Source organism: Pseudonocardia sulfidoxydans NBRC 16205 (assembly GCF_007989085.1).
Classification (GTDB): Bacteria; Actinomycetota; Actinomycetes; order Mycobacteriales; family Pseudonocardiaceae; genus Pseudonocardia; species Pseudonocardia sulfidoxydans.
The window spans coordinates 1-25,821 of record NZ_BJVJ01000060.1; the positions used below are offsets into that span (position 1 = coordinate 1).

Sequence of the window (25,821 nt, forward strand, 5' to 3'; positions counted from 1 at the left end):
CAAACTGCGTGAAGATCGGCGCCTGCACGAACCGGTTGCGCAGCGTCATCGAGCCGATGCGGCCCGGTTCGAACAGCGGTCCGTCGTCTGTCGTCGTGCCTGAAACGCTCTGTGTGGTGGTCATGTCCCGCCTTCGCGTCGTCGGGAAACGCTCGGGGACGAGGCTGCCCCGCACGACGCGACGGGACATGCTGCCGAGAGCACGGAACTTGACAGGGAGTGCACGCCCCGGTCAGTCCTCCCGGCGGGCCTCGCGCGGGGTCATGCCGAAGTGCGCGCGGTAGGCCCGGCTGAACGACGACGGGCTGTCGAACCCGCACCGGCCCGCGACCTCGGTGACCGACAGGTCGGCGCCCGTCAACAGCTGACGGGCCCGCTCGAGCCGGCGGCGCCGCAGATACTCCCGTGCCGTCTCCCCCGAGCCCTGGAACAGCAGGTGCAGGTAGCGCAGCGACACGGCGTTGGCCTTCGCGACCGTGTCCAGCGTCAGCGTCGGGTCGGACAGATTGGCGTCGAGGAACGACTTGACCTGCAGCAACAGCACCGCGTGCGTGCCGCTGCTGCCGTCACGGGCCCGGGCCAGCGAGGCGTTGAGCAGGTCGAGCGCCATCCGGCCCGCCCGCTGAGCCGTGTCGGGCTCCAGGTCCTCGTGCCCGGTCGCGGTCTGCAGCCACGCGTGCAGCAGCCGCAGGTCCGCCGAGTCCGGGATGGCCCGGACCAGCGCCGCGTCGAGATCCGGGACAGCCGCGGCCAGCAGGGCCCGCGGGACGAACATCGTGTGCTTGTCCAGCCGTGACGCCGTGAAGCACTCGACGGGCCGCACCCCGTCCCACAACGCCGCGCCACCCGCCGTGACCTCGGCCGTGCGGCCTTCCTGGCGCAGGTACTCCGTGCCGTGGTGCACGAGGAGCACCGCCACGTACTCCCCCGGCGTGTCGCGCAGCTCCGCCCGGCCGCGCCGCCCCGTCATCCGCCCGATCCGGCAGCCCACGACCCACGGCTCGCCCAGGTCCCACCGCGCCGACGTCGGCGCCCGGTCGTCCCCCAGGTCCAGCGACCACGGCAGGTGGCTCACCGAGATCGCGTCCAAGGCGTCGTCGTCCACGTACGCCGGAGCTGCGCCCCCGGCCGTCCCGATGCTCATGTCACCGCCAGGTCCGCCGCGTCGTCGACACTCGCACGCTAGGCGCGCACGTGCGGATCCGGAAGACGAGCGTTCCACTCGCCGAACCGCCCGGCCGGCCCCGCGACGACATCCCGGCAGGGTCACCCGACGCAACCCCGCCAGGCATGTCGTGGTGTGCACGGAACTGCGCGACCCGTGCACGATCCCCTTCAGGGAGCGCAGCGCATGCCCGACCGCGGGGAGCTCCCGTGCCGCCGGTCGCGCGCAACCTCAGCGCTGCGATCCGGGCCCGGGACGACCGTGAGGTTGCGCGCGACCTCCCGGGCGCACCCTCAGCCGTGCTCGGGCGGTCCAGCGGCGGGCACGTCAGGCGGCGTCGTGGAAGACGAGCCCGAGGGTGTGCCGGCTGCCCGACCGCACGGTGCTGACGCCGTGCTTCATCGGGCCCTTCGACCAGCCCCGGCTGGAGGCGACGGGCCGGTCGCGCGTCGTGAAGATCAGTCCGTGACCCTGCGGCACCGTCGTCGACGATCCGCGGGACTGGGCGCGCGGGCGCTGCTCGACCATCAGGAACTCGCCACCCGTGAAGTCGACGCCCGGCTCGTCGAGCATCACCACGACCTGCAGCGGGAACAGCATGTCGCCGAAGACGTCGCGGTGCAGGGCGTTCCAGTCGCCGGCGCCGTAGCGCAGCAGGATCTGCGCCGACCGGTCCTGGCCCGCCGCGTGGCAGCGGGCGATCCACTCGACGAGGTCGTCGGGCCACGGCGCGGGTGTGCCGAGGCGTTCGGCCCAGTCCCGCGCGATCGGCAGCAGCCGCGGATAGAACGCCGCACGCAGCTGGGCGACGACCTCGGGCAGGTCGTGAGTGAAGTACCGGTACTCCCCCGACCCGAACCGGTGCCGCGCCATGTTCACCGTGGTGCGGAACCGGTCCGCGTCGTCGTAGAGCGCGGCGACCGCCCGGCAGGCCTCGGGCGTGAGCAGGGGTCCGGTGAGCGCGTGACCGTGCTCGTCGAGCTCGGCGGCCAGCGCCGGCCAGTCCTGCGCCGCGACCGTCTCGCTCGTGAAGACGGTGGTCATCGTCGTGTCCTTTCGATCTCTTCCTGCCTCCACGGTGCTCCCCTCCGGCAGCCTTCGCTGGCGGGATTCGGACACGGCACGCAGGGGGACGCCCCGGGACCGTCGCGGTCCCGGGGCGTCCGAGGAGAGAGCGGATCAGTGGTGGCTGTAGCTGCTGCTGTGGCCCCAGCTGTCGTCACAGTGCGACTTGTGCTCGGTGTGGCACTTGTCCTCGTAGGACTTCTCGTCCCAGCAGTCGTCGTAACGCTTGTCGTCGCAGTGGCTGTACTTGTCGTCCCAGCAGTCGTCGTACTTCTTGTCGTAGTCGTGGCAGCCCTTGCCGTAGTCGTCGTTCCAGGACTTGTCGTGGCCGCTGTACTTGGAACCGGAGTGGCAGGAGGACTTGAACATTTCGGGCCTCTTCTCGTTGTGGGGTGTCGCGCTGTGGGGGTCGTGCCGTGCTGAGGAGAACTCTGCCGCCCGGCGGGCCCGGTTTCGATCGAGTGCGCCCCCGTTCCCGAGGGGGCAAACCCCCGACCTGCACGGCGGGTCGACTCCCACCCACCGACACCCGAAATGGTCACCTGCCGCCATTTCCTTGCTGCAAAACGGTGGCACGTACGCCGTCGACGCAATTCGATTCCGCGAATACAGTGCGCCGCGACGACAATGGCACCCCCGACAGGACGACATGCGCGCACTGCTGCACGACCGGGTCTACGTGAAGCTGTTCGCCGCACAGCTCGTGGCGCTCGTCGGCACCGGTCTGGCGACAGTGGCCCTCGGCCTGCTCGCCTACGACCTCGCCGGCACGAACGCCGGTGTCGTGCTGGGAACGGCGTTGGCGGTCAAGATGATCGCCTACGTCACGGTGTCGCCGGTCGTGGGCGCGTGGGCCGACCGGGTGCCGCGCCGCGTCGTCATGGTGGGTGCCGACGTGGTGCGTGGGCTCGTCGTCCTCGCGCTGCCGTTCGTCACCCAGGTATGGCAGGTGTACGCGCTCATCGCGGTACTGCAGTCGGCGTCAGCCGCATTCACGCCGACATTCCAGTCCGTTCTCCCCGACGTCCTTCCCGACGAGTCCGACTACACCCGCGCATTGTCGGCGTCGCAGTTCGCGTCGGCGGCCGAGACGATTCTGAGCCCGCTGCTCGCCGCGGCGGCGCTCACCGTCCTCACATTTCACGACCTGTTCGTCGGCACCGGGATCGGGTTCGCCGTATCGGCGGTCCTCGTCGCGACGACGGCCGTGCCGGCTGCGCGCCGCAGCTCCCGTGACCGGTTCCGCGACCGGCTGGCCTCGGGGATGCGGGCGTTCGGCACCGTGCCCGCGCTGCGCGCCGTGCTCGCGTTCGACCTCGTCATCGCGGCGACCGGAGCCATCACGCTCGTCTCCACCGTCAACGTGGTCCGCGACCTGCTGGCCGGGTCGGAGTCCGACGTCGCGCTGCTGCTCGCCGCCGCCGGTGCCGGCACCGCGACCGCCGCCGTCGCCTCACCTCGGCTGCTGCGCGTCGCCCACGAACGCACCGTCATGCTCGCAGGCTCGGTGATCGCGCTGGTCTCCGTCGCCGGATCGATCGCGCTGGCCGTCGGGGCGTCGTGGGGCCTGGCCTGCGTCGTGTGGGCGGGCATCGGGCTGGGCAACGGTCTGACGCTGATGCCGGTCGGCCGGGTGCTGCGCCGCGCGGGCCGTCTCGACGACCGGCCCGCCGTCTTCGCGGCGCAGTTCTCGTTGTCGCACGCCTGCTGGCTGCTCACCTACCCGCTCACGGGGCGCCTCGGCACCGCGGCCGGGTTCGTCGTCACCTGGGCGGTGTTGCTCGGGCTCGGGGTCGTCGGCGTCGCCGTCGCCCTGGCCGTCTGGCCGCGGCGGCTCACCCGACCCGTCCTGCACACCCACGACGACACCGCGGCCGGGCACGGCTGGTCGCACAGCCACGAGATCATGGACGACGCGCACCACCACCCGGTGCCTGCCTGACCTCTTCCCGGATCGCCTCGGTGTGCTCGCCGAGGGCGGGCACCCGGCCGTCGCGACGTGGCCAGCCCGCCCCCATCGCGGGCGGGACCAGCGCGGGCAGCGGCCCGACCGGCGAACCCACCTCCCGCCAGCGGCCCCGCTCCGCCAGCTGCGGGTGCGCCGCCAGGTCGTGCACGTCGTTGAGCCGGGCGTTGCCGATGCCCGCGTCGTCCGCGCGGCGCTGGACGTCGTCGATGTCGTGGCGGGAGCACCACTCGCGCACGATCGCGTCGAGCTCGTCGCGCAGGCCCACCCTGTCCTCGTTGCGCGCGAACCGCGGATCGGTCGCGAGGTCCGGCCGCCCCAGCAGGTCCTCGGTCAGCCGTCGCCACTCCCGGTCGTTCGTGGTGCCGAGCACGACGGTGGCGCCGTCGCGCGTCGGGTAGGCGCCATAGGGCGCGACCGTCGGCGAACCCAGGCCGACCGGCACCAGCTCGCCACCGTGCACGACGGTGTTGAGCGCGAAACCCATCATCTCGGCGAGGACGTCGAGCATCGCGACGCGCACGACCGTCCCCCGCCCCGTCCGCTCCCGGTCGTAGAGCGCGCCCAGCACCGCGGAGTAGGCGTAGAGAGCGGTGCCGATGTCGGCGACCGGAACGCCCGGCTTTACCGGCTGCCCGGGCAGGCCGGTGATCGCACACGCGCCGCCCTCGGACTGGATCAGCAGGTCGTAGGCCCGTTTGTGGTCGAGCGGGCCGCCCGTGCCGTACCCGGAGATGTCGACGACGACCAGCCGCGGGAAACGCTCCACGAGATCGTCGGGCGCGAACCCCAGCCTGCCCAGCGCGCCCGGGGCGAGGTTGCTGACCAGGACGTCCGCCCGCCCCAGCAGCGCCTCGAACACCGCACCGTCGACGTCGTCGCGCACGTCGAGCTCCGCGGACTCCTTGCCGTGGTTGAGCCACGTGAAATGCGCCGACATGCCGCGCACGACACCGTCGTAGTGCCGCGCCGCGTCACCGACACCGGGGTTCTCGATCTTGATCACCCGGGCACCCAGGTCGGCGAGATGCCGGGTGCACAACGGTGCCGCGATGGCCTGCTCCAGCGCCACCACGGTGATGCCGTCCAACGGCGCGCCCATGCGCCCTCCCTGGTTCGTCGACGTCCCGCTCCCGCGGGCCTCACGCCTCCAGGATCTCCGGTCGGGCCCCGGGTCGCGCGCGGGAGCCGATCAGCAACGCCTGTGATCACGGGGAAGGCCGTCACCTGGCGCCCGCCGTCTCATCGCCGGATGTCCGCCGGCGGGGCGGGGAAGCGCAGTCGTCCCTCGTGTCGAATGTGGATTCTGAACACGTTGTCCTGGAGTGAGATGCTCACGACCGGCGCAAGTCTCGACGGGTTCCGTTCCACCTCCCTCGAGACCGCAGCTCCGCGGTTATCCGCCGACGCCCATCGAGCCCGTGCGCCGCCGGCGCACCTGCGCGGAGATGGCGATCGCAACGACGACCGCCGCCCCGTTGAACACGTCGGTCACCCAGGGCTTGAGCCCGACGAGGATGAGGCCGCTGATCGTCGTTGCGATGAAGATCAGCGCGAGCACCGTCCCCCCGACGTTGTAGCGCCCCGGGCGCAGCGTCGTCGCCCCCAGGAAGACGGCGGCGAGCGCGGGCAGGATGAACGGGATCCCGCCGATCGACGGGTCGCCGCTGCCCTGGGCGGCGATCTGCATGATGCCGCCGATGCCCGCGAGCAGGCCCGAGACGACGAAGCTCTGGAAGACGATGCGCCGCGCCGGGATTCCGTTCAGCCGCGCGGCGTTGAGGTTCGACCCCGTGGCCGTGAGGAACCGACCCCACGGCGTCTGGGTGATCAGGTACCAGGACGCGAAGCACACCACGACGGCGATGAGGAACAGCGTCGGCACGCCCAGCAGGTTCTGGTTCCCGAGCTCGACGAGCCACGGCGACAGGCCGTTCTGGATCGGGAGGCCCTCGGTATAGGCCTGGACGAGCCCGATGAGCACGGTCCCAGTGCCGATCGTCGCGATGATCGAGTTGACGCCCAGGTAGGCGACCACCAGCCCGTTGACCGCCCCGATGGCGCAGCCCAGGACCAGCCCGACGACGATCGCCGCGCCCAACGGCAGTCCGTAGCGGCTCATCGCCGAGGCTGTCGCGACCGAGCTGACGCACAGGATCGCGCCCGTGGAGACGTCGAACCGGCCGCCGAGCAGCGGGAGCATCAGGCCCATCGCCAGCACGGCCAGCACGCTGATCGACGTCGTGACGATCCGAACATTGGCCACCGTGCCGAACGTCTCGGGCTCCATCACCACGAAGAACACGATCTCGAGCACAAGGATGACGACGAGGCCGAAACGCTCGCCGAGATCGAGCAGGCTCGGACGCGGGCGGGCGCGTGACGGTCGATTCCCCCCGTCCACGGGGTTCGGGCGCTCACGGACCTGCGAGCCGGGAGTCGTCATGACGCTTCCTCTGCAAGGTAGACGAGTTCGGTCAGCCGGTCCTTGGTCAGCTCGACGGCGCCGACCTCGCCGACGATGCGGCCGCCGCACAGCACGAGAACGCGGTCGCACGCCAGCGCGAGCTCCTCCATGTCCGACGACACGAGGAGCACGGCGAGACCCGCCTCGACCCCGTCGCGCACGGCGCGGTGGATCTCGGCGCGGGCGCCCACGTCGACGCCCTGGGTCGGCTCGTCGAGCAGCAGCAGCCGCGGTTCCCGCTGGAGCCAGCGGGCCACGACGACCTTCTGTTGGTTGCCGCCCGACAGCGAGGACATCAGCGCGTCGGGCCCCGGGGCGCGGATCGAGAACCGCTCGATCGCGTGGGCGGTGTCGCTCCGCTCCCGGCGCGAGCTGATCCGCAGCCGGCGCCGGTCGGAGCGCAGGGAGGCCAGCGAGATGTTCTCCTGCACCGAGTGGTCGACCAGCATCCCCTCGTGCTCGCGGTCCTCGGGGACGTAGGCGATGCCGGCCGCCATGGCCTCCGACGGCGATGCGCGCGGCGAACTCCGCGCCGCCCAGCCGGAGCGTGCCGCTCTCGACCGGGTCCGCGCCGAAGACCATCCTGAGCAGCTCGGTACGACCCGAGCCGAGCAGGCCGGCGACCCCGACGATCTCGCCCTTGCGCACATGCAGGTCGACGCCGCGGAGCGGACCACCGGTCACGCCGCGCAGCTCGAGCACCGTCTCGCCGGTGATGGTCGCCGCCGGCTCCGCGTAGACGGTCTCGACGGGTCGCCCGACGATGTACTCGACGAGCTGGGCCTCGGTCAGCCCTGCGCCGGGCCGCGAGACGACGAGCTCGCCGTCGCGCAGCACCGTCACGGCGTCCGCGATCGCCAGCACCTCGTCGATCCGGTGGCTGACCAGCAGGATCGCCTGGCCGGACGAGGCGAGCGAGCGCAGGGCACCCAGCAGCAGGCTCGCCTCGTGCGGCGGCAGCGACGCCGTCGGCTCGTCAAGCACGAGGACGCAGTGGCTCGACGCGTCGACGTCCTGCAGCGCGCGGGCGACGGCGACCATGGTCTGTTCGGCGGGCCGTAGGGTCCCGAGCTCGGTGTCCGGGCCGCCCGGGATCTCGAAGCGCTCCAGGAGGGCCCGGGTGCGCCTGCGCAGCCGCGACCAGTTGATCCCGGGCCCCGTCGTCGGGAACCCGCCGTCCATCGCGATGTTCTCAGCGATGGTCATCGTGTCGAACACCGCGGGCGTCTGGTGCACGAAGCGCAGGCCCGAGGCCCGGGCAGCGTCGGCGGACGTCGCGTCCGCCGCCAGCGTGCGCTCGCCGACGGTGATCGTCCCGCCGGGGTCGGCCCGGTGGAAGCCGGCCATGATCTTGATCATGGTGGACTTTCCGGAGCCGTTGCCACCCAGAAGCGCGTGGATCGACCCGCGCTCGATCTCGAACGAGACCGAGCGCAGCGCCCGGGTGGCGCCGAACGAGCGGCGCGCGGCCGTCGATGGCGATCGTGCTCGACGGCTGGCACGTCAAGGTCCGCGTGGAATGGATGGGCACACCCCGCCCAGTGGCCTACTGCGATCATCTCGAACTCCGGCCACCCCGACGCCTCACAGACGACCGCCCGGACACGCCCCTCGGCGCGTCCTCCATGCCATCCCGCGAAGACGAGGCTCTCCGGGCCCTCGCCGAAGCCGCGATCGGGCCCGGACTGTTCCACGGCCGCGAGTGCTACTGGGCATCGCCTCAACGAGACACTGTCCGCGACGCCGACGAGCTACCGTGCCCACGGCCCGGGCTCGTTCTCGCTGTTCCCTGGTTCCTGCGACGTCGATACCCTCGATCCGACGCCGCGATCCTCCGGCCGGAGACGGGGTCGCACGAAAACGCCCCGGTCAGCCTCCTCGTCCTCGGCCTGCCCTATGCAGGAGCACCGGACGTGGCCGCCATTCTCGCCGGCGGCGAACTCGGCTGGGGCCTACGCCGGAATGGCGATGCTCGCCCGCGAGCAATTGCTCAGTGTCGAGTCGCGGGCGACGCTGGCCCGCAAGCACGGGCCCATCGACGACTCGCGACGTCGAGCCGAACGCGAGGCCTCGATCGCCGCGGCGTTCGCCCGAGGCGAGGACCCCGCAGCCACCGCACAGTGTGGTTCCTCAACGAGCCTGAAGCACTCGACGACTCCCTCACCGGACTCCTCGACGGACGAAGCCGCACCGCAGTCGTTGAGCTGAGGTTGACCAAGAACGCGATCGAGGACTTCCTGCTCAAGACACGCGGAGCCGCTGACCACGGATGGACCTCCGAGGCCGCCAACCGTTGGCGAGACCGGTGCATCGACATGGAGGCCGCCTACAACAACGCAGGACACGGCGACGACTGGCTCACCATCAACGTAGATCTCGGCGCCGAGCACGTGGACGGACCGGACCGAGAGGACGCCGACGATGCGCGTAGCGACGTCTACCTCGCCCAATTGGCGCCCGTGGCGCAACGCTGGGTCGCCGATCGCTACCAGGTCCACACTCCCGAGCTCGCCCCGGAGGAGACGGCACTACTCGACATCCTCCTTGAGGGAACAGACGGGGCCGAGCCGACGATCTCCGAGATCGCCACACGACTGTCGATCACCCTTCCCGCAGCTCACATCGCCCTCAGCAACCTCGACCAACGTCTGAGGACGACGTCGCGCGAAGACCTGCTGCCGGCCGTACTCTGGCTACGCAATTGCGGTGATCGAACCTGACGTGACGCGGCACCGGCTCGCCTGGCTGCATGTTCTCGCAAGGTCTCACGTGATCGCCATTAGACACCACCTCGTCTGGCAGCAGGAGCGGCGGGGCCCGGGCCCGCGGCCGGGGACGGTTGCCGAGTTCGTCGCCGACCTCGAGCGCGCGTCCCGCACTGCAGTTGGGTCGACCCGGATCGATCAGGCCGACGTCGCCGAAGCTGCGGCCGTCGCGGCCCGCGGTCTGGCCGCCCACCTGGGCAGCCGGTGTGGGGCCGGCCGATCGTGGGAGACCCATGAGGTTCTGTCGACTGATATGCAGAGAACAGTTGCGCCTGAGAGACCTTGTTACACCTGCTCCGTATAGATGGCGACCAGCGCAACCACAGCTCCGAGCGCACCCGTGACAACAATCAGACTGTCCCCGAGGAGAAGTCCGATCATGAGCAGTGTCCATGCAAGCGAGTTGGCTACCCAGGGCCGGGGGATTAGGAATCGAGCATCTTTTGGCGCCCACCCGAGTAGCTCTGCGAGCGTCGGATCATCGTGTTCGAGTCGCCGCCCGATGTTCCACAGAACTCGTTCCTCATCGCGGTTCATCGGTCGGGACGTTCAGGGACAGCCGGCAGGTGGTGGCGCGCGGATGGCGGAATCTCCGCTAAATGGTGGAGCAAGTCACGGGATGTCTCCATGGCGGCGGATATCACTCCGGTGTGCACCCGGTCTCCCCGGCGCAGGGAGAACGCGACGGCGTCGAGCAGTCGCGCCAGCCCCAGCATCACGCGTTCCTCGACAGGTCCGGTGCCGCCCAGGCCTCGCAGTCGGATCGTCTCGAGTAGTCGACGTGCGGCGCCGGCTGCGATTTCAGGGCGCCCATGGAGGTCCCACGGGGAAAATTCTTCCGATAGATGACCCATGTTGGTTCTCCGTTGCCGCTTGATTCTGTCTGATTCCGCCAGGCCGCCTTGGCCGGGAAAGGATTAGGGCCGACCGGCTTGTACCGCGCGCCGCCCGCGCAAGAATCGCAGTCGCGGGACACCCTCGACGGGTCCACTCGAATCCGGTTTCCTCGGGGTTTCGTGTGAACTGCTGTCGCACCGACGTATCGACCTTTTGGAGGGCTGGGCGGGGTTGGTCACCGGGTCGGCGTTCTCGTTTGGTGGCGCCGGCCGCGTAGCCTCCAGCGGTACGTGCTCGCCTCGGACGATGCCGAATTGGGTCGCCTGTCGACCGACGGTGGCGTCCAGCACCCAGTCCGTCGCTACGCGCAGTCGGTTGCCGGGCATCGAAAGCAGGTGGTAGCTGCGCGTGATGATCGCCGCGGGGAACCCGGAGAGCGGGACTCCGAGGGGGTTGGCAGCTGCGTCTGCGCCACCCAGTTCGACCACGAATCCGAGGTCGTGGTGTCTGTAGGTGCTGCTGCGGCCGTACCCGAACGAGGCTGCGATGTTGCGGGCGGCGAGTCTGCCCTGGCGGGTCGCGTGCTGGGCGGTCATCGCGGTCGGCGCTCCGCCGCGGGTGTGGTCCGGCACCGCTGCGGCATCTCCGCAGGCAATGATTTCCGGGTGGCCGGGCACACCGAGGTCAGGACCAACGATGAGGCGTCCCTTGTCTGTCGGCAGACCCAACTCGGCGACGAGTGGGTCGGGTCGTACGCCGACGCACCAGATCAGGGTGTGAGCGGCGACCTCCTCGCCGGTGCTGAGCCGCACCTTCCCCGGCATAGCCTCGGTAAGCGACTGCTCGGTATGGATTTCGACTCCGCGCTGACGCAGAACCCGTGTGGCTGTGCGGGAGAGGGCCTGATCGAGTTCGGGCAGGACACGCGGGGCGAGGTCGAGCAGCAACCAGCGGACGGGAATATTTCGCAGTGTTGGTCGGCTCTCGGCGAGAAGCGAGGTGAGTGTGGCGCCCTGTGCCGCGACTTCGGTGCCGGTGTACCCCGCGCCGACGGTGACAAAGGTGAGTCGTGCACGCTGTTCGGCCGGGTCCATCGACGCGGATGCGAGTTCGACCTGGCGGACGAGGTGGTCTCGCAGGTAGATGGCCTCGGGGAGGCTACGGAATCCGTGGGCGTACTCGGCGACGCCCGGGATCGGGAGCAGTTTGTGGGTACTGCCAGCCGCAAGCACGAGCCGGTCGTACTGAACCTGTCCTCGACCGCCGTCCGGGTCGACCCAGGCGATGCTTCGTTCGTCGATGTCGATCTGGTCGACAGACCCCAAGCGGATGTCTGCGCCGCGCAGCGAGTCGGCCAGTGGCACCGCGATCCGCCTCGGTTCGAGGGTTCCGACGGCGACCTCGGGCAGCAACGGGAGGTACAGGAAGTGATCCTGCTGATCGATCACTGTGATCCGTGCACGCCCTCGGAGTCGGCGCAGCAGTCCCTTGGCTGCAGTGTGCCCGGAGAACCCTGCTCCCACGACGACGATGCGCGGCAGCCTCTCGGTACGGCTACTACTCGATCTTCGTGGGAATCGTCGTGTGCAGTCCATTTTCCGTGATCTTTCGACTCGTCTGTCCGATGGGGTCGGCACCGCGCCGGTCTGCTGGCCCCCACGGCCGCCGCACGCAGTGTTGGTAAAGGCCGGGCGATCCGAGTGGACCGTTCGCTTAGCAAGGACAAACCAGCGCAGCGTGTTGTGACGACGGAGGACGCTGACTCTGACGCTGGGATGTTCCGGCGGGCCGAGCTGACGGGGGCGACTTCCCACCTCCGGTCAGCGTCTCGTGGAGGATCAGGTCTCGGGGCGCGACTGTGCGGTCCCCGTCCCGGGAGCCTGGCTCGGGTCGATGCGGTCTGCAGCCTCGCCGTCGGGCTGCGGTGTCCGCCGGGGCTCTGCGAGCATCGTGAAGTGGTGACGGAGCACGCATCTGACTTTCACGTGCTCGACGGGGCCGTCGGTACTGCTGAGTGTGAAGCGGTCGACGACCTCGGCGGGGGCGCCGCAGGCTGGGCAGTCGACGAGCTCGAGTGGCGTTGCGTTCATCGCTGCTCTCCGTGAGAGGCGCGGGCGGTAGTCGTGTGGTCGGTCAGTTGCTCGCCGGCGGGCTGTGGGCCAATCCCGTAAGGCGCGCCCGCTTCGTGGTTGATCTTGGCGATGCCACGGTGACCAGCAGGCGCTGGCTCGCCGCAGATCAGCCGAGCACGGAAGAGGTCGTTAGCCGCGGTCTGGTCGCAGAACAGGCCGTCGATGAGAAGGGTGGGGACACACCCCCACAACACCTCCGCCCTGCCCGTGTCGATGGCCCGCAAGATGGCGCGGTGTCGGTGAGTGAATCCGCTCGCTGGGTAGCGGGGCGGCGGCTGGATAGGCGTCGGTCCCGGCCCGTCCCCGCTCACGATGCGACCTGGGCAAGACATCGACGTGAGCCGAGGTGCGCTTGCGGGCCAGCTGTGGGCCCACAGGTCAGCACGGTGAGGAGGGAAGCCATCTCGCCCGCCCGGGATGCTCGGACGAACGCTGCGAGCAGTTCATCTCTGTCGGACGGGGTAACCGGCTGTAAACGTTGTCCCGCCATGTGCATGCGGGCGCGGCGGGCGAGTTGGCGGGCGTTCGCCTCGCTGGTCGCGAGGATGGAGGCGATCTCACGGAACGGGTAGTCGAACGCTTCGCGGAGCACGTACACGGCACGTTCGACCGGCGAGAGTCGTTCGACCAGGAGTTCGACGGCGGATTCGAGGGACTCGTGGCGCTCGAGCTGCGCCAGGGGGTCGGCCGTGGCGGCGTTCGGTTCCGGCAATGACCCGCCCGTACTGATCTCGCGACGGGCGTGGGCCGAGGTGGCTGCGTTGAGGGCGAGCCGGGTCGTGATGGTGACTAGATATGCGACCTGGTCGCGTACCCGCGTACGGTCGATGCCCTGCCAGCGGAGCCAGACGTCCTGCACGACATCCTCGGCGTCGGTGGGCCGCCCGAGCATCTTGTAGGCGATGCCGAACAGCCGGCGTCGAATCTCCTCGAAGTCTCTGCCGGTGTCATGCGGTGAGTCGGCGTCCGGGGCGGCTTCCACGGTGGGGGTAAGCATGTGGATCGCGTTTCCTTCGTGGGAATTTGCATCGGCGGGATGCAGCGGGCATCGGGTCCGGCGGTCGCGAATCGTCGGACCCGTTCACCGTCGACGAGTATGTGGCCCGCTCGCGCCAGGGAACGTGCCTGGGCTCATGCGACAGCGGCGCCGGTGAGAGATGGAGCCAGGGCCCTGGGCTGCCCGGTGACAGACCGCGAGGGGACGAGGACCCGGGCTTTTCCTAGACGCGAGGACCGTCGGTCTGGGTGCGGCCGCCTTCTGAGCTGGCCAGATGAGGGGCGTCACTCGGGCGGGCAGTTCCCGGGTGGACGCCAAACCGTGGACCGGGGACAGTCCCTGGCGCGATCCGTCGCGTATCGCGGCGAATGTGGTTGTCGCCGCCGTAGCGACTGGACCTCGTCATCCCGATCTGGTGTCGCACGGCACGAAGGGCTCATCCGAAGCTGGCGAAGGGATCGACGATGGACTGGCGTTTTCGAGCGGCGTGCCGCGAGGTGGACCCGGACCTCTTCTTTCCACCCGGTCCGGCCGGACCCGGCCAGGCACAACTGGCCGAGGCGAAGGCCGTGTGTGCGCGGTGCCCGGTCCTTCTCCAGTGCCGGACCTGGGCGTTCGTGGAAAGGGAACGCGCAGGAGTGTGGGGCGGCCTGAGCGAGGACGAGCGGCGAGTCGCGCATCGGGAGGTGAGGGCGCTGGACCCGGTCATGGGTGCGGCCGGCGAGGTGCGGGTCTCTGTGCGCCACACAGTGGGCCGAAGGCCCCGTAGTGGGTGCGGCGGCGCGGGCAGGGTCGCACGACGTGGGGCGTAGGCGACACAGTCCGGTCACCGGTCTGCGGTCGGCGTCATTGGTCGATGCGATGGGGCGAATGCACCGGCATCGTGCGCACCTCGGCCCACTGGTTGGCTGTAGCACACTGGTCAGTCCCACACCGCCCGGGTGTTGTTCGGTCCAGTTGTCACCATGGCGTTCATGCCTGTGCGAGACGACCTTCCCGAGTCGGATCTGGGCTTCGCTCAGCTGCTCGAGCACGCTGTGAAGGGCGTGGGGCCGGGTGCGGTCCTCGTGCTGTCCTCTGGCGGGTATGCCGAGAGATGGCGGGTCTGCTCACCGATGGGCGTGTGCGGGATTTCGCTGAGCTCTCACGGTTCGAGTTCGCCACGTGGTGTGGAGGTGAGGCCATCCGCTGGGGCGGCGATTGCGTGATGCCGTTCGCAGCCAACGTGGCGGTCGAGGTCGGCGGGGAGTGTGTGAACCCCGGAGACTTCGCTTTCGTGGACGCCGCTGGGGCTGTGATCATCCCGTCGGGCAGCCTGGACCATGTGCTGGCTGAGGCACGGGCGATCGAAGAAGACGACGTCCGCCTGCTCCAGCGCGGGGGTGATGAGGAGACGCGCAGCAGGGGGTATGCGGACCCGGTCGAGGATTGACCCGGGGCTGGGGGTCGAGGCGCGAGAACACGCGTCCGCGGGGTCCATTCTCAGAGCGATCGCGCTGCGACCACCGAGCTGGGCAGTGCTCTCACGAGTTCCCTACGGGAGCTGACGCCGAGCTTGGTGAAGACCTTGCGGAGGTGCCATTCGACGGTGCGAGGGCTGAGGAACAGCTGGGCCCCGATCTCGGGGTTGGTGTGTCGTTGGGCAGCGAGTCGAGCGATCTGCAGTTCCTGGTCGGTGAGGTCTCCCTCGGTCTCGGGAACCCGTCGGCGGGCTGTCTCGCCCGTGGCGTGCAGTTCGCGCCGGGCGCGTTCGGAGAACGCTCCCGCCCCGAACGCGACGAACATGTCGTGGGCGGCACGTAGATGCTCGCGTGCGTCGATCCGTCGCCCTTCGCGGCGCAGCCATTCCCCGTAGAGCAGGTGGGCGCGGGCGAGTTCGGCCTTGACCCGGGTGGGGCGCAGATGACTGATCGCTTCCCGATAGAGGGGCTCCGCGGCGGCACCATCGGTCACCAGCGCACGGGAGCGTGCCTCCACGCCGAGCGCCCAACCGGTGTTGCTGGCCTTGGTCATCTGAGAGAGCCGCTCGAGGGCGGCGACGGCGAGGTCGCGTCTGCCGCTCCGGGAGGCGGCTTCGACCAACTCGGTGAGGCCCCAGTTCGCCGCGCCCAACTCTTGCGGATTCTCAGCGGCTTGCTGGGCAGCGGTCACGGCGTCGTCGTACCTGCCGAGACCGTTGAACAGCAGCGCGCTGGTCCATTGTGCGACGGTGATCCCGATCCCCTCACCACGAAAGACGATCTCGTCCATGGCTGTGGCGGTCAGTGCCCGGGCGTGGTCCTCGCGGCCCTGCCACGCGGCCAGGGCGAGGGCCCCGTAGGGCGCGATGTCTCCGCCGGTCGCTTCGGCCACTGCTTTCGACTCTTCGAGGAGGTGGGCGGCGGTGGTCAGCTCCCCGGCGAAGAGCTGGACGACGATGCGGGAGTGCAGGGCTAGCGGAAGCTCGCTGAGTGCGCCGGTCTCGCGGGCAGTCGTGAGGTGGCGGCTGGACAGGTCGTGCCAGCTCTCGTCGTCCCAGAGGTCTGCCGCGGTGATCGAGGCGAGCCAGAGCCAGCGTGTGCCGCTCCTCGTGGCGTCCTGGTTGCGGAAGGCCTGCAGTACTCGGTGCCCGATCGGTGTTGCTGCGGCATAGCCGTCGGTGAACAGAGCCGACAGGCCTTCCAGGAGTAGGTCGCTGTGCTGGGGGTTGGGTGGCGTGGGGGCACGCCGCGCGGCGCGGGCGATCTCTTGCAGGCCGACGCCGCGGGTGAGGCGCCCGGCGAACATGGCAGCGTTGAAGGCGTCGAGATAGGTCTCGCGGGCCAGCGCGACGTCGAGTGGCTCGAGTCGCCTCGCCGCGGCGAGCAGGAGCGGTGCTGCTTCGCTGCTGTGGCTTGAGGCGAAGGCGAGCTGGGCGCGCAGGAGGTCGATCCTGGCACCCTGGAGATCGTCGGGCCGCTCGGACTCGCAGGTGCCGAGTAGGCGCGCTGTCGCGTCGAACTCGCCGGCGTGGAGCCGGGCCTGTGCGGCCGCGAGCAGGCGTGCCCCGCGTCGTGACGGTTCCGGGGTGAGCTCGGCGGAGCGCTGCAGGAACGCGCCCGCGGCTGCGAAGCCGCCACGTGTGTGGGCTCGGTCTGCGGATCGTTCAAGTTCGCCGGCGACGTTCTCGTCGGGTCCGGCGCACGCCTGCCCACGGTGCCAGGCTCGGCGGTCAGGGTCGAGGGTGACGACGTGGGCGAGTGCGCCGTGTACCTCACGCAGGTCGCGGACGTCGGCGGCGCGGCAGACAGCCGATCGCAGCAGGGGGTGCCGGAAGCGAACACGGGTACCGAGTTCGATCAGCTCCGCGGCTTCGGCGGGAGCAGCTGCTCCCGGCGGTATCCCGAGGTGTTGGGCCGCTTGCCACAGCACCGTCACGTCGCCGACGGGTTCGACGGCGGCGATGAGCAGGAGCCGCCGGGTGGCAGCGGGCAACGGCTGGAGTTGCCGGAGAAATCCTTGCTCCATGCGGCCGGCCAGCGGCACCGCGCCGGCCCCTGCGAAGCCGAAGGTGAGCTCGGTCGGGGTGCGGCTGCGAGGCAGCTCAAGCAGCGCAAGGGGATTGCCGCGCGCCTCAGCGAGGATCTCGGCGAAGACCGGCGCGTCGAGGGGACTTCGCAGGGCACCCTGCAGCAACGCGCGGGCGTCGGCATCACCCAGCCCGGTGAGGTGTAGCTCCGACAGGTGCGGCGTCATCTGTTCGGCGGCGGATTCCGACCTGGTCGCGAACACCAGGCCGACCGATTCCGCGAGCAGCCGCCGGGAGACAAAAGCGAGTGCTTGCGCGGAAGCCTGGTCGAGCCATTGGGCGTCGTCGACCAGGCAGATCAGGGGTTCGTCCTCGGCGATGTCAGACAGCAAGCTCAGCAGGGCCAGGCCGACGAGGAAGAGGTCGGGGGCATCGCTGTGCCGGAGTCCGAACGCGGCACTCATTGCATCACGCTGTGGGGCGGGCAGCCGATCGAGGCGGTCGAGGAAAGGGGCGCAGAGCTGGTGCAGGCCGGCGAAGGCGAAGTCCATCTCGGACTCGACACCCGCCGCACGGATGACCCTGCACTCGGTCGCCCGCGCTGCGAGATAGTCCAGCAAACTTGTTTTACCGATTCCTGCCTCGCCCCGGACGCCCAAGGCGCGGCTCTGCCCCGCGCGAACGTCGGACAGCAGCCGATCCAGCACGTCGCACTCGTTGTGCCGGCCACGCAACCATGACCCCGTAGCCCTCGGCCCCGAGGTGCGGTTCCAGCCGTGTCCGGCTCGGTGATCACCGCGAAGACGGAGAGGGTCCGACGGCAGCGAGCGAGGCAGGAGTGCGGGCATAGCGCGACGTTACGAGCGCAGGCACCGCTACACATCACCTCAGGTGTCGGGCCAGTACGCATCCCCTGGCCGTCGTGCGTAGTACGCATATCGCGCTAGTCGGCGTCGGTCGACCGCTTTCGGACAAGGTCTATGAGCTCGGCCCGGTTGCGTACGCCGGTCTTGGCGTAGATCCGCCGGAGGTGGACCGCGACGGTTCTGGGGGACAGAAACAGTGCTTCGGCCGTAGCGTTGTTGGTCCGTCCTGCCACGACCTCACGAACGACTCGCTCCTCGCTCACCGTCAGCCCGAGGCCCATCCGCGGCTTGGTGGCACGCGGTGGCCGTAGGCCCGAGGAGCGCAGTCGTTTGTCGATCCGAGCCGTCTCGCGATGCGCGCCGCACGCGAGCCACAGCGCTCGGGCTTCGCGGAGTGCTGCGGCGCGCTCAGCGTGCTCGGCGGAGGCCTCAGCGAGATCTTCGGATGCCTGGGCCGCGAGCATCGGGCGGCCGAGTTCGCGGTAAGCGTTTCGGGCATCGCGTAGCGTCTCGACATCGCCTCGCATGACCGCTTCTGCGTGCTGGGCTGCAGCCTGGGGTAGCGCCGCGTCGCTCGTGGCCGCGAGGGTGGTGAGTAGACGGCACAGCCGGGCGGCATGCCGGTGCAGACCGTGACGGAGCAGGACACGCAGCCGGGGGATTTCGTCGGTGAGACCACGTGCGATGGCGTAGCGGCGAGGGCCGTCAAGCTTCTCGGAAAGTTGAGCCCACTCAGCGACCTCGGCGTCGGAGGTGACGTCTACGGCGAACAACAGTCCGATGGCTGCGGTGGTGCTACGCCCGGCGTCGCCGGTAAGCCGCTCTTCGAGGATCGGGCGGAGCTCGGCGAGGCTGTGGGTATCGCCGCGCAGGTGGGCGATGCGGACGAGGAAGTTCACCGTGTTCGTCTCCACCAGCGACGGCCGGCCGATCGCGTGGGCGAGATGGCGCGCTGCACGCAGGGTGGTTGCCGCGCTGCTCAGATTGCCTGCTTCGGTCTCGCAAGTCGCCCGGACCATGAGCAGGTTCGGGATTGCGCCGATCTGGCTGCGACGCTCGGCCAACCGGGCCATAGAGTCCAAGAGCTGGGTCGCTTCGTCGAGACGGCCGAGGTCGGAGAGCAGTTTCGCCCGGAAGATCCCAGCGATCCACCATTCGGGTCCGTGACTGTCGCCATCGGGGACCTCGCTGGCCAGTGCAGCATGCCGGAGTGCTTCGACGAGATCGCCGGAGGCGCTGGCGTCGAGTGCCCGGGCGAGACCGACCAGCGCGCAGGCGCGTGCGTCTCCCGATCGCTCGGCGAGCTCAGCGGCTTGTTGAATCTCACCCGGTCGGCAGGCGTCGGCGTAGGCGTGACATGCGAGCCGAACCGCGGCGAGCCGAGCGCGTTCCAGGTCTGTCGTCGCAAGGTTTTCGGCACGCTCTGCCACCGTCAACGCTGCCACTGAGTCCGAGGCGAGGAACACCTCGGCCAGGGCAAACCCGACCATGGGCGGATGCTCGATGCTGAGAGTGTCAGCCGCAGTTCGAGCCGCATCGGGATCGCCGGCCTGCACTGCGTAGGAGATGATCCTGGCGGCGGCGTCCTGTCTGCCCGGCTCGTCGTCGGGTCCGGTGTCGGCGGCGCGCTCGGCTGCTTCCTGGCGTGCCAAGTCGGCGGCCAACCGCAGGTCTCGAGACGCCGCGGCCTTCGACAGCTCGCGCAAGTCTTCCAGCGCGAGGTCGGGGATGCCCTGATCGCGCAGCGCCGCCACGAGCCGGTCGGCGTCGTTGTTCTGCGCGAGAGTGGTCAGGGCCCGCGCGACGAGGGCATCGCCGGGGCCGGTTGCGAAGAGATCACGGACCAAACGGTGACTGAAGATGAGGTCGTCGCCGTGGCTGCGCAACAGACCAGAGCCGATCGCGGCGAGGAGCGGCTCGACAAGGCCCGCGACCGGACGATCGAGGACCGCACCGAGGTCCTCGAGGGAGAACCTGGTTCCCAGGGCCGCCCCGGCTGTAAGGATTCGGCGTGAGTCCTCCCCCAGCCCCGTCAACAAGCACCGGGGCCAGCCGACGTTGCTTGCCGACCCGGTGGCTCGACGTGCCGTCTCGAGGATGTGTCGCGGGAACAGCGGGACCGTGCCGAGTGCCTCGCGCAGAACGTCGTCCACCTCGTCCCGTCCAGTGCACTGCCGTACCAGCATCTCAGCCGCCTGCGTCGACAGCTCACCGAGACGAACCCGCCGCCCGCCGGGATGTCTCTGCGGGACGACCGCCCCGGGGGTTCCCGCGATAACCCAAAGCAACGCGGTGTCACCGAGCAAGGGCGGTGCAAGCTCGCCTGCCGACCTCGTGGCGGAGTCGCACATGTCGATGTCATCTACGATGACGACGACCGCCGGATGCGGTCGGGACTCGTCTGCCGCTCCGCCACATCGGCGGAGCCGGGCCAGCCGGTAGAGCGACAAAGGGCGGCCCTCCCCCGCCTCGATCAGGGGGACGTTGGCCTCGGCCGCACACTCGCTGACCACGGTCAGCAGGACGGTCCGGCCCGAACCCGCCGGTCCCTCCAGCACCAGCACACCCCCGCGACCAGCGGCCAGCTCAACCATCGCATGGTCGATTGCCTCCAGCGCGTCTTCTCGACCCAGAACCAGCAGAGCGGCTCGCGATGACGACGCCGAGGATTTCTCGCTCATCGGGTACGCACCCACTCCGCCAGCTCGGAGCGTGAGCTGATCCCCAACTTGGCATAGACGTGCCGCAGATGTGTGGTCACCGTGTGCGGGGACAGCCCCAGGTCCTCGGCGATCCGCCGGACGGAGCCGCCACGGCCCACACGGTCGACCACCCGGCGTTCCGTCGGAGTCAGGGCCAACGAGCCCGGCGCCTCGGGCTCGAGGACATGGCCGTGAACCCGCAGGAACCAGCGAATGCGCCACGCGTCGCGACTGGCATCTCGCTGCATGAGTTGGGTATGTGCCTGCTCCATGGCATGCACGCCCCCGCGGTCACCGGCCTCGAGCAAAATCGCTCCGAAGTCGGACAACGCGGCCGCCTCGATCAGCGGCCGCCCCAAGTCCTGCCACCCCCGGCGTGCCTGGTCGAGCGCGGCGGCATCGCGTTCTGCCAGGCCTCGCAGGTGGGCGGCGATCGTGACAGCCAACGGGTGTGTACCGCTGCATTCGATCCGCGCAATGGCCCGTTCGAGGAGGTCGCGGGCAGGCCGGTGATGTTCGTGCGTCAGCAGTGCGCGGCCGATGAGGATCTCGTCAGCCGGGTCGAGCCAGGGCACCATGGCCAGCGTCGCGGGATCGACGCTGCGCTGCACCTTCCCAGTCTCGCCGGCCGCGTCGTCCAGCAGGAACTTCCACCAGCCGACGCGTTGCGCTGCTTCGGAATCCGGCTCAGGATCGGTCTTGTCCAGGATGGTGCGCAGCTCGCCGAGCACGCCCGAGTCGCCCTGGTGGAGGGCGACCTTGAGCCGCACCGACAATGCGATGGCCTGCAGCCGGTCGTCGGCTCCGTCCGGTACCTGCCAGAGCTGCTGCGAGACCGTCGCGGCAAGGAGCGCCGCGTCCTGCGCCTCCGGCAGGCGCCCCATCACAAGCAGCGTGAGAGCCCGTTCGCCGTGCAGGAAGCGCGTCGCGAAAGGTTGTGACCCCGCTTGCAGCTCGGCGAGGAGACGGTCGATCCTGTGCAGCCCTGACTCCGGTCGGCCCAGGACCATGGCCAGGTGCGGGCTCCAGATCATCTCGGGCATCCACTCGGCGGCCGGCGCGCCAGACCGCTGCCAGGCCGCATCGGCGAGCGCGGTCAGCGAGGCCGACAGGTTGAATTCGCCTCGGTAGAAGTGCCGGATGGCGTCGCAGGTCTGCAGTCGGGAAAGGGCGTCGTCGTCGCCGGCGGCCTGTGCCTCGGTGAGCGCGGCGGGAAGCAGAGCATCGACGTCGGCGGTACGTCCGAGGGTCGACAGCGCTCGCAGCTGCACGCTGTACAGCCGCGCCCGGATCACCGAGGAGACGTCCGGGATCGCCAGAGCGGCACTGGTCAACTCCACGGCTCGTCGCGGTGCGCCGTCGAAGCGGGCCAACCAGAGCAGTACCTGCGCTTCGACCTCGGCCCCGCCACGCTCCGCGAACACTCTCCGCACCAACCCGCGGGCGTCGTCCACCCGTGCTGTCTGCCACAGCAGGGGCAGCAGCCGCCACGCGATTCCGGTGAGCCGCTCGTCCGGCTCGGGGAACAATGACACCGCGGTCGCGCCGTAGTCCGCCGCCGCGTCCGGATCAACCTCGGCGAGGGCGTCCATCGCCTCGACCAGGATGTCGATCACCAGCGGGTCGCCGGGGCGGGCGCAGACCGAGGCCTGCTCGGCAAGCATCGTGGGATCGACCCGGCCCCGCAACCTTCGCAGGACCGCACGCTGCACGCCGCGACGAAGCGCAGACGGGACCTCGGCCTCCACGACATCCTGTAGCTCGAGGTCACTGAGTACGTAGGCGTCCGAGCAGACGGCCAGGATTCCGCGCTCGCGCAACGTGCCGGCAGCGACCTCACACGCCTCGCGAGCCTGGCCGCTGAGTTCGCTGATCTCGGCGAGGGTCAGCGCCAGTTGAGATACAGCGAGCAGCCGTGTGATCTGACGTTGGCTCTCATCCAGCGCCAGGACGCTGGCGCGCAACGCACCGACGTCGCCGTCGGGTGGGTGGTCGTACTCCGGGCCGGCCCGCACGATCCACCCGACGGACGGTTCGGCGTCGCCGGCCGCGACGGAGTCGATCCACGCGCGGGAGATCGGGTCGAGTCGGCCCTGGTCGTGTACCAGGAACAGGACGCCGGCGTAATCGTCGAGCGCGCTGAGATGGTCGCGCAGCATCCGGATGAGATGACGGTGGAGACGGGCGGGGACCCCCGTGGCACGGATGAGCGGGACCTGCGCCGCGAAGCCGGCCTCGCGAAGCCCGGCGAGGAGCGGGCCGAGCGCGAACGCCTGGAGCCTGGTATCCGGGGGGACGTCGACCACGAGCACAGCGGTTGCACGGGCGGCGGCAGCGAACGGGTCGAGGTTCGTGCCGGCGGCAACGACGACCGCCAGCCCGCGACCGTCGGCGAGGTCGGTGATCAGACCGCCAAGCGCGCTGACCGGCACAGTCATCGCGCTTCTCCTCGGCGCACGAAACGGAACGAAACGACGTCATTCGGACGCTACACCGTCCGCAGAAGAAGGAAATCCGTCGTTCCGACGTGGTTGAGCAGCCGCGTGGCCTACCTAGCAAGGTGTCACGGATCGGCCGGTTTCCTTGTCTTCGGTGGGGAGCCAACCGCGATGGTCGCGGGAGGGTCGTCCGCAGCTGTGCCGCTTGCATTCGAGGGTGCCGCCGTCGACGCTCGCGACCTGCCAAGGCAGGTCGGCTCCTGGCGCCAGCAGCTCAACCGGCTCTGCCGTGGCCAGGCGACTGTCGGCCCGTCGTAGGCAGAGTCCGCGAGGAGGGACACACCATGGACAGCCTGGTTCGTGTATCGCGCTGGAGGTGGGCCCACCTGCCGACGCGCCTGTCGGCTGGCGCATTCTTACTCACCACAGGGACTGCCAAGTGGGCTGGCGGCGAGGCAGTCGCCGCGAAGGTTCACGAGCTTGCCTGCGTGGCGTACCCCTTCCTCGTCCATGTCGATTCGGCACGGTTTTTGCGCCTGCTCGCAGGCACGGAGATCGCTGTCGCGGCCGCCCTTCTGATCCCGCGCGTGTCGGGGCGGTCGGCGGGGGCGAGCCTGAGCGCATTGTCGCTGGGGTTGCTCGGGCTCTATGCGCGCTCTCCGGCGATGCACGACGGCATCCGGCCCACCGACGAGGGCATCGCGGTCGCCAAGGACGTGTGGCTGCTGGGCATCGGTGCCGCGCTGATCCTCGACGACATGGGACTCTGAGGCATCCCAGGCATCGAACGTTGGACTGGCTGGGGAGTCCCGGGCTGCATGTCGGCTGCCGGTGGCACGCTCCGCTGACGCCTCCAGCCGTGCGACTCGGTCACTCGACCAGTTTGCCGGCGGTCGAGACTTCTCGGATGAGCCGGGCGATCTCGACCGGAGTCTGCGCCACCGGTTCGCGCTCCAACCGCCCTGGCCCGGACCACACCAGGTTGAGCTGCAGCGAGTCGTCCTGCGCGGGGAAATCCGCGCGGTTGTGACACCCTCGGGTTTCGCGACGTTCGAGTGCCGCCTCCATCGTCGCCCGGGCCGCGATCAGCGACGCCCGCAGGTCGAAGGCATGCGCGAGGTCCTGGAAGCCTGCGAGATCAGGGTGGACACCGATCTGCGTCTGGGCCGACTCGATGTCGTTCAGCTTCGCGAGGCCTGCCCGCACGCCGGCCTCGTCTCGGACCACTCCGGCGTGCTCGGTCATCGTGTTGCGGATCGCTCGCTGGAGCGAGCGGACGTTCTCGGGGCCGTCTGCGGCGAGCAACTGGTCCACCTCGTCACGGGCTTCGATGACCGCACGCGCGTCCCGGGGCTGGGCAGCCAGGCCGGCCGAGTACTCGGCCGTGGCCTCGCCGACGATCCTGCCGTACACGAGCAGCTCGATCAGCGAATTGCCGCCGAGCCGGTTGGCTCCGTGCAGTCCGCTTGCCGCCTCGCCGATGGCGAAAAGACCGGGGATTCCGGTGCCGTGGTCTTCCGGACGAACCCACACCCCGCCCATCGAGTAGTGCGCAGTGGGCGCAATTTCGATCGGCGTGGTCGTGATGTCGAGCATCTGCAGCTCCATCAGCGTCTGGTAGACGCGCGGGAGGCGCTCCATGATCGTCTCGCGAGGCAGATGGGAGACGTCGAGCCATACCCCGCCCCCCGGGGTGCCCCGCCCTTCCTTGATCTCGGTGTAGGCAGCGAGGGCGACTCGGTCCCGGGTGGAGAGCTCCATCCGGGCGGCGTCGTAGCGTTCCATGAATCGCTCGCCGAGCCGGTTGCGAAGGACGCCGCCCTCGCCGCGCGCGGCTTCGGACACGAGTGTTCCGGCCGCGTTCTCGGGTTCGATCAGGCCGGACGGATGGAACTGGACGAGCTCAGGATCGCGGATGCGGGCCCCGGCTCCGAGGGCCAGTCGGAACGAGTCGCCGGCGTTCTCGTCACGGCGCGAGGAGGTCCGCCGCCAGATCCGCGTGTGTCCGCCGGTTGCCAGGATGACGGCGTCGGCATGGACGAGGTACCGCGTTCCGGCGCTGATGTCGAAGCCGTACGCGCCGAAGACCATCCCGTCGTGGGTCAGTATCCGGGTGACGTACATCGTGTCCATGATCGGGATGGCGAGCTCCCGGGCGCGCCGCACGAGCGTGCGTTGAATCTCGAGCCCCGTGTAGTCGCCCGCGAAGGCGGTACGGCGAAAGGTATGGGCGCCGAAGAACCGCTGCGAGATCCGGCCGTCGGCCTCACGGGCGAACGGCATACCCCATCGTTGGAGGTCCGCTAGTGCGCCTGCAGCTCCTTCGGTCACGATGCGGACGGTCTGCGGATCGGCGAGGAAGTAGCTTTCCTTGATCGTGTCCGCAGCGTGCTGTTGCCAGGAGTCGGCGGGGTCCATCGTGCCGAGTGCGGCGTTGATGCCGCCCGCAGCCAGGGTGGTGTGCGCGTCCGCGATGGGGCGTTTCCCGACCAGCAGCACGTCGGTGCCGTCCTCAGCGAGTTGGATGGCGGCGCGCAGGCCGGAACCTCCGCCCCCAATCACGAGCACCGAGGTCGCAATCCGCTGCTCTCCCGCGCTCATCTGTTCTGCCCGCCCGGGGCCCCGACTCGGTCGAGCCTGTCCCTGATGACCATGTCGTCTCCTGCCGCGATGGGGTTGCCAGCGGGGCCGGTGCCGATGTCCCAGCGTCTTGCGGTCGCCTGCGTTGCTCGGCCGGCCCCTTCAAGTAGGGACAGGGCAGCAGGCCAGAACGTGACAACCTTCTGCGAGCTGGCTTTCGGCCATGGCCGGTCCGCCTCGCGCAGTGCCGCCGCGGGCCTCCCGTGCCAGTGCTGACGAGGACGGAGTGGCCCGTTGCCCGCCGGGGTGAGGGGGACGAAGAGCTCCGGTGGCGGGTGGGACCAGCCGCACTCT

The 25,821-nt window shown here is 69.7% G+C and carries 19 protein-coding genes and 2 pseudogenes; 6 read left to right on the top strand and 15 right to left on the bottom strand.

What is annotated here, in order from left to right; translation table 11 throughout:
- Positions 1-232: 232 nt before the first annotated feature.
- The 3 genes from PSU4_RS23005 to PSU4_RS23015 form a co-directional block, all read right to left on the bottom strand.
- Complete coding sequence (locus tag PSU4_RS23005; protein WP_147112249.1) at positions 233-1,144, bottom strand: helix-turn-helix domain-containing protein; 912 nt, start codon at positions 1,142-1,144, stop codon at positions 233-235.
- Positions 1,145-1,492: 348 nt separating this feature from the next.
- Complete coding sequence (locus PSU4_RS23010; protein WP_147112251.1) at positions 1,493-2,209, bottom strand: 2OG-Fe(II) oxygenase; 717 nt, start codon at positions 2,207-2,209, stop codon at positions 1,493-1,495.
- A 135-nt stretch (positions 2,210-2,344) separates the two neighbouring features.
- Positions 2,345-2,599: a hypothetical protein gene (locus tag PSU4_RS23015; protein ID WP_147112253.1), complete on the bottom strand. Its 255-nt coding sequence runs from the start codon at positions 2,597-2,599 to the stop codon at positions 2,345-2,347.
- Positions 2,600-2,879: 280 nt separating this feature from the next.
- On the opposite strand from PSU4_RS23015, the gene PSU4_RS23020 reads away from it, so the two are divergent.
- Complete coding sequence (locus PSU4_RS23020) at positions 2,880-4,172, top strand: MFS transporter (protein ID WP_147112256.1); 1,293 nt, start codon at positions 2,880-2,882, stop codon at positions 4,170-4,172.
- Here the strand turns inward: PSU4_RS23020 and PSU4_RS23025 are convergent.
- From PSU4_RS23025 to PSU4_RS23035, 3 genes are all read right to left on the bottom strand, one after another.
- Positions 4,135-5,298 (bottom strand): CaiB/BaiF CoA transferase family protein, encoded by a 1,164-nt coding sequence (locus PSU4_RS23025; RefSeq protein WP_147112258.1) that lies wholly within the window; start codon positions 5,296-5,298, stop codon positions 4,135-4,137. The two genes, PSU4_RS23020 and PSU4_RS23025, sit on opposite strands and share 38 nt — an antisense overlap.
- A gap of 294 nt (positions 5,299-5,592) precedes the next feature.
- Positions 5,593-6,642 carry an ABC transporter permease gene (locus PSU4_RS23030; protein WP_147112260.1) on the bottom strand — a complete coding sequence of 350 codons (1,050 nt, stop codon included), beginning with the start codon at positions 6,640-6,642 and terminating at the stop codon, positions 5,593-5,595.
- Positions 6,639-7,160, bottom strand: a complete 522-nt coding sequence (locus PSU4_RS23035) for an ATP-binding cassette domain-containing protein (RefSeq protein WP_186817132.1) — start codon at positions 7,158-7,160, stop codon at positions 6,639-6,641. Before PSU4_RS23035 ends, PSU4_RS23030 begins: the two co-directional genes overlap by 4 nt.
- Between PSU4_RS23035 and PSU4_RS23040 the strand changes: the two genes are divergently transcribed.
- Complete coding sequence (locus PSU4_RS23040) at positions 7,147-7,725, top strand: hypothetical protein (protein ID WP_186817133.1); 579 nt, start codon at positions 7,147-7,149, stop codon at positions 7,723-7,725. The two genes, PSU4_RS23035 and PSU4_RS23040, sit on opposite strands and share 14 nt — an antisense overlap.
- Here the strand turns inward: PSU4_RS23040 and PSU4_RS33090 are convergent.
- Positions 7,687-8,100: pseudogene (locus tag PSU4_RS33090) on the bottom strand (ATP-binding cassette domain-containing protein); the annotation flags it as partial. The gene PSU4_RS23040 and the pseudogene PSU4_RS33090 sit on opposite strands and share 39 nt — an antisense overlap.
- A gap of 683 nt (positions 8,101-8,783) precedes the next feature.
- Here PSU4_RS33090 and PSU4_RS23050 point away from each other — a divergent pair.
- Positions 8,784-9,383: a hypothetical protein gene (locus tag PSU4_RS23050; protein WP_147112269.1), complete on the top strand. Its 600-nt coding sequence runs from the start codon at positions 8,784-8,786 to the stop codon at positions 9,381-9,383.
- Between the two features lie 330 nt (positions 9,384-9,713).
- Here PSU4_RS23050 and PSU4_RS33095 read toward each other — a convergent pair whose 3' ends face one another.
- The 4 genes from PSU4_RS33095 to PSU4_RS23070 all read right to left on the bottom strand — a co-directional run bounded on the left by PSU4_RS33095 (position 9,714) and on the right by PSU4_RS23070 (position 13,394).
- A complete protein-coding gene (locus tag PSU4_RS33095) occupies positions 9,714-9,965 on the bottom strand; it encodes a DUF3040 domain-containing protein (protein WP_147112273.1) in 252 nt (83 codons plus the stop codon).
- A gap of 380 nt (positions 9,966-10,345) precedes the next feature.
- A complete protein-coding gene (locus PSU4_RS23060; protein WP_147112276.1) occupies positions 10,346-11,860 on the bottom strand; it encodes an NAD(P)/FAD-dependent oxidoreductase in 1,515 nt (504 codons plus the stop codon).
- A 243-nt stretch (positions 11,861-12,103) separates the two neighbouring features.
- Positions 12,104-12,355 (bottom strand): hypothetical protein, encoded by a 252-nt coding sequence (locus PSU4_RS23065; RefSeq protein ID WP_147112280.1) that lies wholly within the window; start codon positions 12,353-12,355, stop codon positions 12,104-12,106.
- A gap of 349 nt (positions 12,356-12,704) precedes the next feature.
- Positions 12,705-13,394 (bottom strand): sigma-70 family RNA polymerase sigma factor, encoded by a 690-nt coding sequence (locus PSU4_RS23070; protein ID WP_147112283.1) that lies wholly within the window; start codon positions 13,392-13,394, stop codon positions 12,705-12,707.
- A gap of 464 nt (positions 13,395-13,858) precedes the next feature.
- Between PSU4_RS23070 and PSU4_RS32535 the strand changes: the two are divergent.
- Both PSU4_RS32535 and PSU4_RS23080 read left to right on the top strand, forming a co-directional pair.
- A pseudogene (locus PSU4_RS32535) lies at positions 13,859-14,077 on the top strand (WhiB family transcriptional regulator); the annotation flags it as partial.
- A gap of 413 nt (positions 14,078-14,490) precedes the next feature.
- The gene (locus tag PSU4_RS23080) at positions 14,491-14,826 is read left to right on the top strand and encodes an RraA family protein (RefSeq protein ID WP_246115288.1); all 336 of its coding nucleotides are present in this window, start codon (positions 14,491-14,493) and stop codon (positions 14,824-14,826) included.
- Positions 14,827-14,876: 50 nt separating this feature from the next.
- Here the strand turns inward: PSU4_RS23080 and PSU4_RS23085 are convergent, their stop codons facing one another.
- The 3 genes from PSU4_RS23085 to PSU4_RS23095 form a co-directional block, all read right to left on the bottom strand.
- On the bottom strand, positions 14,877-17,615 hold the full coding sequence (locus tag PSU4_RS23085; protein ID WP_281290727.1) for a helix-turn-helix transcriptional regulator: 2,739 nt from the start codon (positions 17,613-17,615) through the stop codon (positions 14,877-14,879).
- A 209-nt stretch (positions 17,616-17,824) separates the two neighbouring features.
- Entirely contained in the window at positions 17,825-20,428 is a 2,604-nt protein-coding gene (locus tag PSU4_RS23090; RefSeq protein WP_147112291.1) for a LuxR C-terminal-related transcriptional regulator, read from the bottom strand.
- Positions 20,425-22,887, bottom strand: coding sequence for a helix-turn-helix transcriptional regulator (locus PSU4_RS23095; RefSeq protein ID WP_147112294.1), 2,463 nt, complete (start codon positions 22,885-22,887; stop codon positions 20,425-20,427). The genes PSU4_RS23090 and PSU4_RS23095 overlap by 4 nt, the downstream gene beginning before the upstream one ends.
- A gap of 344 nt (positions 22,888-23,231) precedes the next feature.
- Here PSU4_RS23095 and PSU4_RS23100 point away from each other — a divergent pair, with 344 nt between their 5' ends.
- Positions 23,232-23,657, top strand: coding sequence for a hypothetical protein (locus tag PSU4_RS23100; RefSeq protein WP_147112297.1), 426 nt, complete (start codon positions 23,232-23,234; stop codon positions 23,655-23,657).
- A gap of 100 nt (positions 23,658-23,757) precedes the next feature.
- Here the strand turns inward: PSU4_RS23100 and PSU4_RS23105 are convergent, their stop codons facing one another.
- Positions 23,758-25,488 carry an L-aspartate oxidase gene (locus PSU4_RS23105; protein WP_147112300.1) on the bottom strand — a complete coding sequence of 577 codons (1,731 nt, stop codon included), beginning with the start codon at positions 25,486-25,488 and terminating at the stop codon, positions 23,758-23,760.
- Positions 25,489-25,821 lie beyond the last annotated feature (333 nt).